Source organism: Bacillus cereus group sp. BfR-BA-01349 (assembly GCF_022663795.1).
Classification (GTDB): Bacteria; Bacillota; Bacilli; order Bacillales; family Bacillaceae_G; genus Bacillus_A; species Bacillus_A cereus.
This window is the reverse complement of record NZ_JAKUGE010000004.1, coordinates 150283-164262: the sequence shown is the minus strand read 5'-3', so window position 1 is coordinate 164262 and position 13980 is coordinate 150283. Positions and strand designations below refer to the sequence as shown.

Here is a 13980-nt window from a genome sequence, read left to right as displayed (position 1 = left end):
ATTTAAAAGAGCAAAAATACACATCACTTACATTAATCACTGCCTGTTACTAAAAGGTCATCCCTTACTGTTATTAATAACTTTTGATCAGCAATAGCTTGTCCTTCTACTACTTCTAATGATTCAATATAACCACTGATTCCTATCTTAATTTCTACTTTCTGTTTATCTATCGTTTCAATTAACGCTAATTTCTCCCACTCGTATACGTAAGAACTTTCCGTAACAAATAACTTCTCTACTTTTCCATAACAAGGACTATACACACCTTCTATAACTGTCTTCACTTTATAAATCCCTCCCTCTTATTAATTGACACCGAAACGTTGTATATCCTGTAAAAATTCATATTCTCCCCTCTAGAGATTTCAAATATTATTTATGCAAAATACGTACCAAGTCTCTAATTCATGTATTAAATGAGAGTTTCATACAAAAAAATGTGCACAACCGCAAAATTTTTCGATCATTTAAAAAGTTTTAAACGAAAAATAGCAAAAATTTTTTGCGATTTTATAAGAATTTTAATAAGATTATAAAAAGTCAGTCTTCATAGGGTGAAATGAGGAGAAGATGTTACATGCATACAGAAGAAATTAATTTCAAACAAATTATTGAAATGAATATGCTATATGAAACTTTAATCAATGAACTCGATATCGGGATTCATATTATTAATGAGGAAAGTAAAACGATTGTCTATAACCGCAAAATGATGGAAATTGAATCAATGGATCGCTTAGATGTGCTATATAAAAGTCCTTTAGAGGTATTTGCATTTGAAGAAAATAAAAATAGTACTCTTATAGAGGCATTAAAATTTGGAAAAACAAAGAAAAATATAAAACAAACGTATTTTAACAATAAAGGACAAGAAATTACAACGATTAACGATACTTTTCCTATAATAGAAAATGGAAAAATTAAAGGCGCTATTGAAATATCAAAAGAAATTAGTAACTTAAAGCAAACAATAAGAATGGGCCCTTCTCGAAAACAAAGTACTAAATTTACCTTTGATCACATAATTGGTGATTCTGAAGCTATTCAATCAATCATTACTGAAGGAAAAAGAGTAATTCGTACATCTTCCTCCATACTTCTAGTAGGAGAAACAGGCACTGGGAAAGAACTATTTGCACAAAGCATCCATAATGAAAGTCAGCGTTCAACAAAACCCTTTATTTCACAGAACTGTGCCGCTATACCTGATACACTCATGGAAAGCTTATTATTCGGTACAAACCGAGGTGCATTTACAGGAGCTATCGATAAAGCTGGTTTATTTGAAGAAGCGAACGGAGGAACTTTGTTATTAGATGAAATCAACTCATTAAGTCTAGCACTTCAAGCGAAGTTACTACGAGCTATACAAGAAAAAACAATACGAAGAATCGGAGGCACACACGAAAAAGAAATTGATGTTCGTATTATAGCAACTATCAATGAAGATCCTTTCGAAGCCATCGCACATAATCGATTAAGAGAAGACTTATATTACCGATTAAGCGTCGTTACTTTATGTCTTCCGCCTTTACGTGAAAGAAAAGAAGATATTCCAGATCTTGTTCAGCACTTTATTGAAAAATATAATACTCAATTTGGGCTCAACGTAACCGATGTAGATGTAAATGTAAGAGAATTTTTCTATGCATACGATTGGCCTGGAAACGTACGGGAGTTGGAACATATAATTGAAGGTTCCATGAACTTGATAGAAGATGAAACCATCATTACAGCGTTTCATATGCCTACTCGCTTTCGTGAACGAATAAAAACAGAATTCAATATGCAGCATGCACTAACTAATCACAATACTGATGCACCTAAAACTTTAAAACACACAATAGAAAAAATGGAAAAGAACTACATTAATCAAATTCTTAAAGAGAATCATGGCAACATTTCACAAGCTGCAAAATTTTTAGGATTAAGTAGGCAAAACTTACAATATCGAATTAAAAAACTGCATTTACACATATGAAATGAACATGTCTCCAAGTGCAAAAACAACTTGGTAAAATATGTTATAATAAACATATAACATGCTAGAAAGGGGCTATATATATGAGTAATGATAAAAAATTAAAGTTATTACAATACTTATACTTTTTCCCTGCCATGCTCTGTATGATGTTATTCATTAATGCCGATGTAAGCAGCTCTCCTTATGCAAAGCTATTAGGAACAATTTTTGGCTCCTTTGCAGCTATTATGCTTGCTGCTTTTTGGAATTTAAAGCTACGTATAAAAAATGAAAAATCTTCGTAATACTAAAAAAATCGAGCTACTTAGCCCGATTTTTTTATTTGCCATTAAAACTCAACATTCTCTAAATACAACCCACTTGCCTCAGCAAGACAATTAATTTGATTGCGCTGCTTTTCTTCTAAAATGTTGGGAATTGCTTCAGCATCTAATTGTCCTAATCCAACTTCAATTAATGCCCCAACAATTTTTCTTACCATATTATGAAGGAAGCCGTTACCACTTACTCTAATTTGTACAAACCCTGCCTCTTCCATCACATCAAGTGTATATACTTCTCGAACCATAGATTTTTTCTTTGATTTCGCATTTGAAAAAGCAGTAAAGTCATGTGAACCAACTAAATGTTTTGCAGCTGCTTTCATGCTTTTCACATTTAATTTTTTATTCACATGCATGCTGTATTTACGCATAAATGGATTTGTATGCTCTTCATTCCAAATTTTATACAGATATGTTTTTGCTTTAGAATTGTAACGAGCATGGAAACGATCATGTACTTCTTCCACATTCGTAATGCTAATATCATTAGGTAAATATTGATTTAAATATTTTTTCACTTTATGTTCCACTAACTTCTCATCACTTTGAAAGTTAGCAACTTGATTCAAAGCATGTACACCAGCGTCTGTTCTACTACAACCGATAATTTCAATTTCTTTTCCGATCATTTCAGATATGACACTTTCGATTTTTCCTTGAATCGTATTATCGTTATTACCAAGACGTTGCCATCCTTTAAAACGTGCACCATCGTACTGAATCGTTAATTTATAATTATGCATAATATTCTCCTTCATAGAAAATATTCCCTCATACCATGAGGGAATATTAATAAACTTTACTTTCTAACAAGCTTCACTACATTTTCTACATGCGCAGTATGCGGGAACATATCAACTGGTTGCACATACTCCACTTCATAGCTCTTCATTAATGCTTGTACATCACGTGCTAATGAAGAAGGATTACAAGACACATACACAACTTGTTTCGGCTTCACCTTTAAAATTGTTTCCAGTAATTTATCATCGCAACCTGTACGTGGTGGATCGACAACAATTACATCTGGACGCCATCCTTCTTTTACCCATTTCGGTAACCATTGTTCAGCTTTACCTGCTTCATATTTCGTATTTGTAAATCCGTGACGCTTTGCATTTTTTCTTGCATCTGCAATCGCTTCTGGAATTACATCCATACCACGTACTTCCGCTGCATCATTTGCAAGCCAAAGACCGATTGTACCAACGCCACAATACGCATCTACAATTTTCTCATCGCCTGTTAACGCAGCGGCTTTTTTTGCTTCATTATATAAAACAACGGTTTGCTCTGGATTCAACTGGAAGAACGCACGTGCTGATAATTCAAATGATAAATCACCAAGTGTTTCTTGGATTACTTCTTTTCCAGCTAATTTAAATGTTTTGTCGCCAAAAATAACAGATGTTTTACGCCAGTTTACATTTTGCATAATTGATTTAACCGCTGGCATCTGTTTTTGTACTTCTGCAATAAATTGTTCTTTATTTGGTAATTCTTCTTTTGTTGTAATAAGTGTAACTTGTACTTCACCTGTTTGAACTGCAGTACGTGTTACAATTGTGCGTACTAAACCTTTTTGTTTTTTCTCATTGTAAATAGAAACATTTAATTTTTCTAAAATACGTCTTACAACTTTTGTCGCTTCATTCGTTGCTTTATGTTGAATCATACAGTGAGCGATATCAATTAACTGATGTGAGTTTTGTTTATATAGCCCTGTAATAACCTTTTCGTCTTTACGCCCCACTTGTAATTGACTCTTATTACGATAATGCCATGGATTTTCCATGCCAAGCGTTGGACGAATTTTCTCTTCCATACTATTTTTCATGTACTTCTCAAATGCTTGTACAACGATATCACGCTTTTGATTCAATTGTTCTTTATAATCTAAATGTTGCAGCTGACAACCGCCACACTCCTCATATACTGGACACGGTGCTTTCACACGATGCGGTGAAGCTTTACGAACTTTTTTCACTTTCGCTTCAGCGAAGCCACGCTGAATTTTCGTTGTTTCTGCAACAACTTCTTCTCCTGGTAATGCCCCTGGAATGAAAACAACTTGTCTCTTAAAATAACCAACGCCTTCTCCGTTAATCCCAAGACGTTTAATTGTCACAGGAAACGTTTGACCAACTTCCAACTTACTCTCATGTTGCTTTTGTATCATTATTACACCTCTACTCTATACTTTTCCATAAATATAACGCTGCATAACTGCAGTATGGTTCACACTCTTGTTTCAATTTTTCTAAAAATGCATCATCAGGTTTATCATCTAATTGAAATATACCTTGCACTGCACGCTGAATCCCAATGTCCGCTTTCGGGAACATATTTTTCCGTCCAAGCCCAAACATTAAAAAGTTTTGCACTGTCCATGCACCAATTCCCCTAATTGGCAACAATTGTGCTGAAATGTCTTCTTCCGTCCCATTTTCTATACTCGCTAAATTTAATGTACCACTGACAATACTTCGACCTAATCCTACTATATATTCAGCCTTTCGCTGACTAAACTTCTGCTCTCTCAATTCTTCTATTGAAATATTTGCTACTATTTCCGGAGTGGGGAAAAAGAATACACCGTTCTTCTCTGTTCCATACCGTTTCACAAATTGTTCTGTTAACACAGTAGCAAATTTCAAATTTATTTGTTGGTGAATGATACAGCGAAGCAGACAAGCAAAATAATCAAATTCTAAAATAATTGGAGTATAAGCATATGTTTCAAATAGTGGACGTAATGATGTGTTTAAAAAATGATTTTGTATATCTTGAAACGGTTCATTCCAATGAAAAATGGCTCTCATTCGTTTCATGACTTTCTCTGGATCTCCTGTCTGACTAGAAATCCAAAACTGTGGATTTTGAACAGTACCAATCCCTTGTAAGCGAACAACAACCTGTTCCTCGTCGATACAAAGCGGGATATAAATAACTTTCTCATCTAATTGAATGACGTTAAGAGGATCAAAAGATAAACGTTTTAATACCTCTTCAAAATGATACGGATACTCTAACGTAACATGCTCGTTCCACATACGTTTCCCCATCCTTTTTACACATCATTATAGCATGAGAAAACCGTAAGCATACATGCTTACGGTTGATTGCCTTTTACTAAGTCATCTAGACTTTTAAAATGATACCCTTTCTCGCGCAAATCATCAATGATTTTTGCAAGTGCTTCTGCATTATCTTTTGATATTGCATGAAGTAATAAAATAGATCCTGGATGAATCATCGTCATAACATTATTATGCGCATATTGCCATCCTCTTTGCTGATCCACTTTCCAATCCAAAAATGCAAGTGACCAAAATACATTATAATAGCCCATTTCTTTCGTAAGAGCTAACGTTCTTTCACTAAATACACCGCGCGGAGGACGTACATATTTCACTTCTTTTTGCCCAGTTACTTTTTTAATTTCTTCTGTTACACTCGTTAATTCTTCACGAAGTTTCTCATCATTTACCGCTGTAAAATCAGGATGACTCCAAGAATGGTTTCCAATAATGTGTCCTTCATCCTTCATTCTTAACAATAAATCTTTTTGTGTTTTAATGTAATGTCCCGTTACAAAGAAAGTTGCTGGTACTTTTTTCTCTTTTAATACATCTAATATTTTCCCTGTGTATCCATTCTCATATCCATTATCAAATGTTAAATAAATATCTTTTTTCTTCGTATCTCCTAAATAAAACCCGCCATTTTTTTGTAGTAAATCTGTATATAACTTTCCTGCATCTGGTACTGTTTCATTTTTAGGACGCGGGATTCCCCAGTTATGTGGAGTATTTGTATAAGCCAGTGCTGAAACTGGAACAAGTGCCATCATAATTGAAAAAATGAGACCGATATATAACCATTTATATTTCATAAATAGTCTCCTTTCCATATATAATCGTACTTGTAGTTTCTGTTGCAACGCATTCTTTCATGCTGAACATGTTTTTCTATATATACCAAAAAAATGCATCTCGAATCATTCGAGATGCATTTTTTATTTACTTAAATACTGGCTCTTTAAAGCTAGCTAATTTTTCAAGTGATGTTTTATCAACATCTGCATGTAAGCTATTACCATGAGAGTCCATCGTTACAACTGCTTTAAACCCGTCGATACGTAAATGCCACATTGCTTCTGGAATACCAAATTGTAAGAAATCAACATCTTTCACTTCTTTAATACATTCAGCATAATATTGCGCTGCACCACCGATTGCGTTTAAATATACACCGCCATGTTCTTCTAAAGCCGCTAATGTTTTCGCACCCATACCGCCTTTTCCAATGACAGCGCGAATACCGAATTTCTTCATAATATCGCCTTGGTACGGTTCTTCACGAATACTTGTCGTTGGACCTGCCGCTTTAATTTGCCAAGTGTCATTTTCATCTTTCACAACAACTGGACCACAGTGGTAAATAATTTGCCCATTTAAATCTACTGGACAATCATTATCCATTAAATGCTTATGGATTGCGTCACGACCTGTATACATCATGCCATTAATTGTTACAACATCACCAACGCGAAGTTCACGAATTTGCTCTTCTGTAATTGGTGCTTGTAATACAATCTCACGTTGCTCTGTTTTTTCTTGTACTTCATGCTGAAGTGTATCTTCCCCTTCTTGATATAGCCAATCCATAATGTCTCCTGTTTCAGGATGGATTTTCACACCAAGGCGACGATATGCCCAGCAATTATACGCAACAGATACATAGAAACTAGCTGGCAAACGATTATAGACGCCAATTTTACAACCAAGTAAAGTTGTTTCTCCGCCAAATCCCATCGTACCAATGCCAAGCTTGTTCGCATTTTCTAATACGTACTCTTCAAGATGTTGTAACTCTGGTACTGAATTGACATCATCTAATGTACGGAATAATTGATTTTTTGCTAATTCATAACCTGATGTGCGGTCTCCCCCGATACCAACACCAATTACACCAGCGCTACATCCTTGCCCTTGTGCTTGATATACTGCATGAAGAAGGCATTTACGAATCCCTTCTAAATCACGGCCAGCTCGTCCAAGTCCTTCTAGTTCACACGGTAAGCTATATTGAATATTTTTATTCTCACAGCCACCACCTTTTAGGATTAAACGTGCATCAATATAATCTTTTTCCCATTGTTCAAACTTAATCACCGGTGTACCTGGTCCTAAATTATTTCCACTATTATCTCCAAAAAGAGAATCAACAGAATTGGGACGAAGTTTACCATCTTTTGTCGCCCGCTCAAGCGCATTATAGATAGCTTCCTTCAACTTTAATTGATTCACACCAACTGGTGTATAAATTTTAAACGTTGGCATCCCTGTATCTTGGCAAATCGGCGAGATGTTATCATCGGCCATTTTAATATTATTTGTAATTGTGCCAAGTGCCATCGCAGAACGAGTCCCTGCATTTTCTCGCTCTTTCGCTTGTTGAATCGCACGACGAACATCTTTCGGTAAGTTCGTTGACGTTTCAACAATTAGTTGATACATGCTTTCTTGAAGCTTTTTCATTGTTACTTCCCCCTCAATTGTGAACGCTACCAAAACGTTATGAGCTGAAAATTCAATTGTTATGCTTTTTAGCTATTTATTTCACGCTATTAGAGCATAAATGAAATTTTTCACAACTTGATTATACCTCTTTTTCTATCGTCCTTCTATTACCCGAACAGAAAAAGGCTACCAAATTGGAATTGGTAGCCTTTTTAATATATTATTCGTCTTTTTTAAATTGCTCACATTTTAATTCTAATTCATCTAACATTGCAAGAAGACGATCTACATCTTCTAATTCTACTTCTTCGGGTTCAATTGTATCAATTACTTCAATGAACATATTTAAACGTTCTTTTAAATATACTAATTGTGTATCTTTATCTTGAATTGCTTTTCCCATGAAGGCACTCTCCTTTTAATTCGAGTTGCTTTTATTATACCGCAAAAACGATTGCTATGGGCATGAAATTTCATCAATTTTGTCACAGTCATCCACTATAATGTAAGCCCTCTCTCTTTTCATGCTAAAAAGTTTCACTTTATAAAAAGCACATATTCTTCTATTATAGAGAATGGACAAATTGTTATTTCAATAGTCAAAGGAGTATTTCATATGACGATATCACAAAAAATGAAGCCGATTACTCCTTCTTACGATCCATGGGAAGCGTATATGGACCTTGAAGAGTACGGCAAACTACTATTAACAAATGTTGAATTTACAACGACGACGTTATGCAATATGCGCTGTGAGCATTGCGCTGTTGGTTACACGTTACAGCCGAAAGACCCAAATCCGCTTCCGATGGATCTTTTATTAAAACGATTAGATGAGATTCCTCATTTACGTTCTTTAAGTATTACTGGCGGAGAACCTATGCTTTCAAAAAAATCCGTCGACAACTATGTAACACCACTCTTAAAATACGCCCATGAACGAGGCGTTCGCACTCAAATCAACTCTAACTTAACTATAGATTTAGCACGTTACGAACAAATTATTCCTTATTTAGACGTATTGCATATCTCTCATAACTGGGGAACAATCGATGACTTCGTTGAAGGCGGATTTGCAATGATGGAGCGTAAACCTACTTACGAACAACGTGCAAAATTATTCGAAAAAATGATTACAAATAGTAAGGCTCTATCAGATGCAGGTGTACTTGTATCTGCCGAAACAATGTTAAACAAAAGAACTCTACCACATATTGAACATATTCACCGCCAAATCGTCGAAGAGATGGGCTGTAAACGTCATGAAGTTCATCCAATGTATCCAAGTGACTTCGCGAGTAATCTAGAGATTTTAACAAAAGCTGAAATTCGTGATGCGATTGAGCATTTACTAGAAATTCGCGATGAAAATGTATGGATGTTATTTGGAACTTTACCTTTCTATGCTTGTAGCGATGACGAGCGAGACATTGCCACATTTAAAAAGTTACAAGAGAGCAAAAATGTAACTGTTCGTAACGATCCAGATGGTCGTTCACGCTTAAATGTAAATATTTTTGATGGCAATATTATCGTTACTGATTTTGGTGATGTTCCACTTCTAGGAAACATACAAACAAACACATTACAAGAAGCGTATGAAAAATGGAGCGCTTCAAAAACTGCAAAATCATTAAGCTGTCACTGTCCTGCAGTAAAATGTCTTGGACCAAATGTTCTTGTAAAAAACAGCTACTATCCGACAGAAGATTTCTTATCAAAAACAGCAAACATTACATTATAAAAAAACGTCAGCTTATAAGCTGACGTTTTTTCATGTTATTGCGAGTGGGAAGAAGAAATGAATTTAAAATACAAATGATCATGAATTGGAATAGCAGCTCCAATTCCTTGAGAAGTAATATTTTTCACAACAAGTCTTTTTTGATTTCCCTTTAATACAAGATACACTTCTCCAAATGTTACTTTTCCTTTTTCATTTACTGCTGGTGTATAAGCGTATAAATATCCGAGTTGACTCGGACTAATATTATACACACGCTCATGTCCAGTACCATAACCAATGGTCGTTTTAAACGAAAGGGGTAATTGTACTTTTTCAAGTGCTTTGAGAAGCATCATTTTTTTCACATCTGCAGCATCTTTCATATCTGCTGTTAAATCGCCTTCAACCGTCTTTTGTGTTTCTTGCTTATAGCGAAGTGGATATAAACGGTCTCCTCCGCGATTATCATACACATTTCGATTCACTTGTTTATATTCCCAATTAATCGATGTGTCTACTGATTCATAATGTAAAGCCCATTGACCCAAATAAATTTTTGCCCGATACCCTACTGCAAGCGGCGCATTTGAAATTGTCGTTTCATTAAACATCCGAATTAAGTCTGGATTTTCAATTTTAATATTGGCCGTTTTCAATAGCTCTTGAGCAAATTTACTTGGTTGCAAACGTGGCAAATCTTGCGCATCATTTGGAAATGTATTGTCTTTTGAAATATTTAAAACAGATGAAGGCATTTTTGTTCCTACTGTTGTCTTTGCAAAACTCATGTTAGGAAATAATAAAATAAACGAGACCATAGTTGAAAGACATATGCTGTATACTCGTTTCACCTGTCTGGCTCCTTCCTATGTAGGTATATATACTACTTCGTTTATTGTTTTCTCTGAGCGCAATTGTTATGCCTATTTTTCATAATAAATAAAAACCAATTCCCATAATGACATACGCCGCTAGTAAAGTGCCACCTTCAAACCAGTTTGTATCTCCATCATTGGAAATCGCAATCGTTAAGAAAACGGCTGTAATCATAGACACAAGTTCTGGTATGGTAAATACTAAAGGCATCCTTTGCGCGAAGAACATAGATAGCAATACTAATACAGGAGCAACAAACATGGCGATTTGTAATGTAGAGCCTATTGCAATTTCGACTGCAATATTTACTTTATTTTTATAGGCCATAATAATTGCAGACGCATGTTCCGCTGCATTCCCAACAATTGCAACGATAATAACCCCTATAAATAACTCTGACCAGCCAAATGACTTTGCGACAGTTTCAAAAGTATGTACGAGTGCCTCTGACACATAAGCTACTGCCAGTGTTGCTATCGCTAAAATAAGGAGCGCCTTCCCTTTCGACCACTCTGGCTCTTCTTCATGCGCTACTTCGTCACTTTTATGTTGATATACACCACGGTGCGTAACTAACTTAAATAGTAATACAGCAAGGTACATGATAATCATAATAATAGAAACACCTATACTTAATTGATACGTCTTGCCAGCGTCCATCTTCATTGAAAAGATCTCTGGAATAACAAAGGCCACAACAACAGCAAATATTAATAAAGCTGAATTATGCCTTGCATCATATACATTAAAACTTTGTCTTTTGTATTTAAGACCTCCAACAAAGAAAGATAACCCCCCTACCAATAATAAATTTCCAAGTACAGAACCGGTTAAAGAAGCTAACACCACTTCAATTAACCCTGCTTGAAGTGCAAAAATTGAAATGATAAGTTCAACAGCATTACCGAAAGTAGCATTTAATAACCCGCCTATTCTAGGACCAGAAACAATTGCTAAACTCTCTGTTGCTCTCCCCATAAAACCAGCTAATGCGATAATCGTAATACAATACACAGCGAACATAAGTGTTTCTGGCCAATGAAGTGTTTTTCCAAGTACAGATAGTGGTACACCTATAAGTGCTACTATAAGAAATATTTTATTAAACATGCTTTTCATCCTTCCATCGTATGTATTTCTCCTCAATATTATTATTATTCTTCTCCTAACTTGTCCGATTTCATCACAATTACGTTTAAAAAATGGACTTGAAGAAAACAGTATGAAAGATATTTAAATTATCTTGTTTAAACAGAGAAAATATAAATTAGGAAAAGAGGTAAAGAATATGCACTTAAAAGAGAAAATTGCAACTATTATCCAAGGACAACGTACCGGTGTATTATCTACAGTACGTAACGAAAAACCGCATAGTGCCTTTATGATGTTTTTCCATGAAGATTTTGTACTATATGTTGCAACAGATCGACAATCAAAAAAGATAACAGATATTGAACAAAATCCTAATGTCCATGTACTACTCGGACGAGAAGGGAAAAAATTAGATGAAGATTATATTGAAGTTGAAGGGTTAGCTTCAATCGAGGAAGACTCAACATTAAAAAACAAGTTTTGGAATAATAGCTTAAAACGTTGGTTACTCGGTCCTGAAGACCCTAATTACGTATTGATAAAAATCAATCCCGACACAATTTATTACATTGATGGTGCCGGTACGACGGAGCCTGAGTTTTTACGACTATAAAATAAAACAAGCCCCCCCTTAGGTGGGCTTGTTTTGTCGAAAAGTTCTTTTAAAAAAATAATAAAATAGGTGGAACTTTCTAAAGATTCTGTTATATAATAGAAGTAACTTAAATAAACTGTATTAAAACAGATTGAGAGGAGAAATAAAATTGATGAAGAGAGAAGAACGCAAAAACATGATTGAGTTTATTGAAAAGAAAAAAGGGATTGAGCGTGACGAATTACTGTTTATGACAGACGATGAAGTAGAACATATTTATAATGTAACGTACTTTTTATATGAGGAAATTGCAGAGTAGTATAATAATCCCCACCTTATTAAAAATATAAGGTGGGGATTATTTCGTTATTTAGCCCACTATTTGCAGGCAGTAAAACTCCCACCTTAAAATTCAGGTGGAGCAAGAAGTTAAGTTGAAGTCGCGCTTTCTATAAAGCTCAATTGCTTCAACTTTATACATGAGAATGATTTTCATGTATAATACTGTAAGATTGGAGGAATTTTACTATGAGTTCGTGGCTCTTATTTGCACTATTATCAGCAATTGCTGCTGCCCTTGTATCGATTTTTGGAAAGTTTGGTTTAGACGGCATCGATGCAAACGTTGCAACAACAATTCGATCTATTATTATGGCATTATTTATGATAGGCGTTATTATCATACAAGGTAAATTTCAAAATATCGGCGACGTACTGCTAAATAAAAAAGCACTGCTATTTATCACATTAAGTGGGGTTGCAGGTGCTTCGTCATGGCTATTTTATTTTCTTGCCCTCAAAACAGGAAAGGTTTCACAAGTAGCTCCTGTCGATAAATTAAGCGTCGTATTTTCTATCATTCTCGCTATGATTATCCTCGGTGAAAAGTTAAACTTTATGACCGGTGTTGGTGTAGTCTTTATTACAGCTGGTGTATTATTTATTGCTTTCAGCTAAAAAAACCGCTATTAGCGGTTTTTCTTTTTCTTTATGTACAACCATACAACACATGTAACAACTGCTGAAATTAATAAAATCCATATTCCATAATGATGTAAACTATACTCAACGAAGCGCCACTTCTCGCCTAAATTCCAGCCAAGCCCAATAAAAACACTTATCCAAATGAACGCACCACCGTAAGCGTACAAACAAAAACGCCAAAGTGTCAAATTTGATACCCCAGCAAAATATGCCGTTAAATGACGTACTCCCGGTATAAAATAACCAATCATTAAAAGAAATGGCCCATATTTTTCAAATAAAATATGTGTTTTTTCAATGTGATGTTCTTTAATTCTAATTTTCGGCCCATATTTCTTTAAAACAGGGAGCCCAAGTTTTAAACCTAATATGTAGCTTAACGTGATCCCTAACATCGCACCAGCCATCCCACTTAAAAAAGCAGCAGTTCCTGACATAACTCCTTTTGAAACATTATAACCAACAAAGGTCAATAAAAACTCGTCTGGTATCGGTAATCCGACAATCCCACCAGCCAAAGCTATAACAATTCCAAAATAGCCATAATGCGCGATTAACTCGCCAATATGTTGTTCCATTCGGAAGACACATCCTATGCACGATCGTTATTCCACATTGTACCCTTTCTATCTTTAAGGCAAACATGGTATACATATTCACTATACATTGTTTTTATAATGAACTCTACTTCTATTCTTTCCTTTAACAGAGATAAAGTGAAACTTTAATCAGTGGGAGTTTTCTTCATCCTCTACCAATTATTAACCTAAGCCAATCTTGCTTCTACAGACATCCCGACTCCCACATAACTTACTTATATTCACCAATTTTGAGATTAGATTCTTACTGCCCGCAAATAACCCGATAAAAAA

Annotated in this window: 16 protein-coding genes; 6 read left to right on the top strand and 10 right to left on the bottom strand. The window is 35.0% G+C overall.

Going from position 1 to position 13980, the window contains the following annotated elements; translation table 11 throughout:
• Positions 1 to 32: 32 nt before the first annotated feature.
• Complete coding sequence (locus MR169_RS04480; RefSeq protein ID WP_000859489.1) at positions 33 to 287, bottom strand: biotin/lipoyl attachment domain-containing protein; 255 nt, start codon at positions 285 to 287, stop codon at positions 33 to 35.
• Positions 288 to 580: 293 nt separating this feature from the next.
• On the opposite strand from MR169_RS04480, the gene MR169_RS04475 reads away from it, so the two are divergent.
• Together MR169_RS04475 and MR169_RS04470 are read left to right on the top strand one after the other, a co-directional pair.
• On the top strand, positions 581 to 1984 hold the full coding sequence (locus MR169_RS04475; protein ID WP_242318959.1) for a sigma-54 interaction domain-containing protein: 1404 nt from the start codon (positions 581 to 583) through the stop codon (positions 1982 to 1984).
• Positions 1985 to 2067: 83 nt separating this feature from the next.
• Complete coding sequence (locus tag MR169_RS04470; RefSeq protein ID WP_000063861.1) at positions 2068 to 2271, top strand: hypothetical protein; 204 nt, start codon at positions 2068 to 2070, stop codon at positions 2269 to 2271.
• Positions 2272 to 2315: 44 nt separating this feature from the next.
• Here the strand turns inward: MR169_RS04470 and truA are convergent, their stop codons facing one another.
• From truA to MR169_RS04440, 6 genes are all read right to left on the bottom strand, one after another.
• On the bottom strand, positions 2316 to 3053 hold the full coding sequence (truA, locus tag MR169_RS04465) for a tRNA pseudouridine(38-40) synthase TruA (protein WP_000553114.1): 738 nt from the start codon (positions 3051 to 3053) through the stop codon (positions 2316 to 2318).
• A 56-nt stretch (positions 3054 to 3109) separates the two neighbouring features.
• Positions 3110 to 4489 (bottom strand): 23S rRNA (uracil(1939)-C(5))-methyltransferase RlmD, encoded by a 1380-nt coding sequence (rlmD, locus tag MR169_RS04460; RefSeq protein ID WP_000615200.1) that lies wholly within the window; start codon positions 4487 to 4489, stop codon positions 3110 to 3112.
• Positions 4490 to 4499: 10 nt separating this feature from the next.
• A complete protein-coding gene (locus MR169_RS04455; RefSeq protein WP_242318958.1) occupies positions 4500 to 5363 on the bottom strand; it encodes a DNA-3-methyladenine glycosylase family protein in 864 nt (287 codons plus the stop codon).
• Positions 5364 to 5422: 59 nt separating this feature from the next.
• Complete coding sequence (gene pdaA / locus MR169_RS04450) at positions 5423 to 6205, bottom strand: delta-lactam-biosynthetic de-N-acetylase (protein ID WP_000875956.1); 783 nt, start codon at positions 6203 to 6205, stop codon at positions 5423 to 5425.
• Between the two features lie 127 nt (positions 6206 to 6332).
• A complete protein-coding gene (fumA, locus tag MR169_RS04445; RefSeq protein ID WP_242318957.1) occupies positions 6333 to 7853 on the bottom strand; it encodes a class I fumarate hydratase in 1521 nt (506 codons plus the stop codon).
• Between the two features lie 202 nt (positions 7854 to 8055).
• Positions 8056 to 8238 (bottom strand): SE1561 family protein, encoded by a 183-nt coding sequence (locus tag MR169_RS04440; protein ID WP_000513558.1) that lies wholly within the window; start codon positions 8236 to 8238, stop codon positions 8056 to 8058.
• A 213-nt stretch (positions 8239 to 8451) separates the two neighbouring features.
• On the opposite strand from MR169_RS04440, the gene yfkAB reads away from it, so the two are divergent.
• Positions 8452 to 9579, top strand: coding sequence for a radical SAM/CxCxxxxC motif protein YfkAB (yfkAB, locus tag MR169_RS04435; protein WP_086423811.1), 1128 nt, complete (start codon positions 8452 to 8454; stop codon positions 9577 to 9579).
• 35 nt (positions 9580 to 9614) lie between these two features.
• Here the strand turns inward: yfkAB and MR169_RS04430 are convergent, their stop codons facing one another.
• Together MR169_RS04430 and cax are read right to left on the bottom strand one after the other, a co-directional pair.
• The gene (locus MR169_RS04430) at positions 9615 to 10412 is read right to left on the bottom strand and encodes a YfkD famly protein (RefSeq protein ID WP_002102695.1); all 798 of its coding nucleotides are present in this window, start codon (positions 10410 to 10412) and stop codon (positions 9615 to 9617) included.
• A gap of 79 nt (positions 10413 to 10491) precedes the next feature.
• Positions 10492 to 11547 carry a calcium/proton exchanger gene (gene cax, locus MR169_RS04425; RefSeq protein ID WP_242318955.1) on the bottom strand — a complete coding sequence of 352 codons (1056 nt, stop codon included), beginning with the start codon at positions 11545 to 11547 and terminating at the stop codon, positions 10492 to 10494.
• Between the two features lie 178 nt (positions 11548 to 11725).
• On the opposite strand from cax, the gene MR169_RS04420 reads away from it, so the two are divergent.
• From MR169_RS04420 to MR169_RS04410, 3 genes are all read left to right on the top strand, one after another.
• Entirely contained in the window at positions 11726 to 12142 is a 417-nt protein-coding gene (locus MR169_RS04420; RefSeq protein ID WP_000550220.1) for a pyridoxamine 5'-phosphate oxidase family protein, read from the top strand.
• Positions 12143 to 12296: 154 nt separating this feature from the next.
• Positions 12297 to 12443: a BH0509 family protein gene (locus MR169_RS04415; protein ID WP_000817786.1), complete on the top strand. Its 147-nt coding sequence runs from the start codon at positions 12297 to 12299 to the stop codon at positions 12441 to 12443.
• Positions 12444 to 12652: 209 nt separating this feature from the next.
• The gene (locus MR169_RS04410) at positions 12653 to 13081 is read left to right on the top strand and encodes an EamA family transporter (RefSeq protein ID WP_000100296.1); all 429 of its coding nucleotides are present in this window, start codon (positions 12653 to 12655) and stop codon (positions 13079 to 13081) included.
• Positions 13082 to 13092: 11 nt separating this feature from the next.
• On the opposite strand, the gene MR169_RS04405 is transcribed toward MR169_RS04410, so the two are convergent.
• Positions 13093 to 13686 carry a DedA family protein gene (locus tag MR169_RS04405; RefSeq protein ID WP_242318954.1) on the bottom strand — a complete coding sequence of 198 codons (594 nt, stop codon included), beginning with the start codon at positions 13684 to 13686 and terminating at the stop codon, positions 13093 to 13095.
• Between the last annotated feature and the right edge of the window lie 294 nt (positions 13687 to 13980).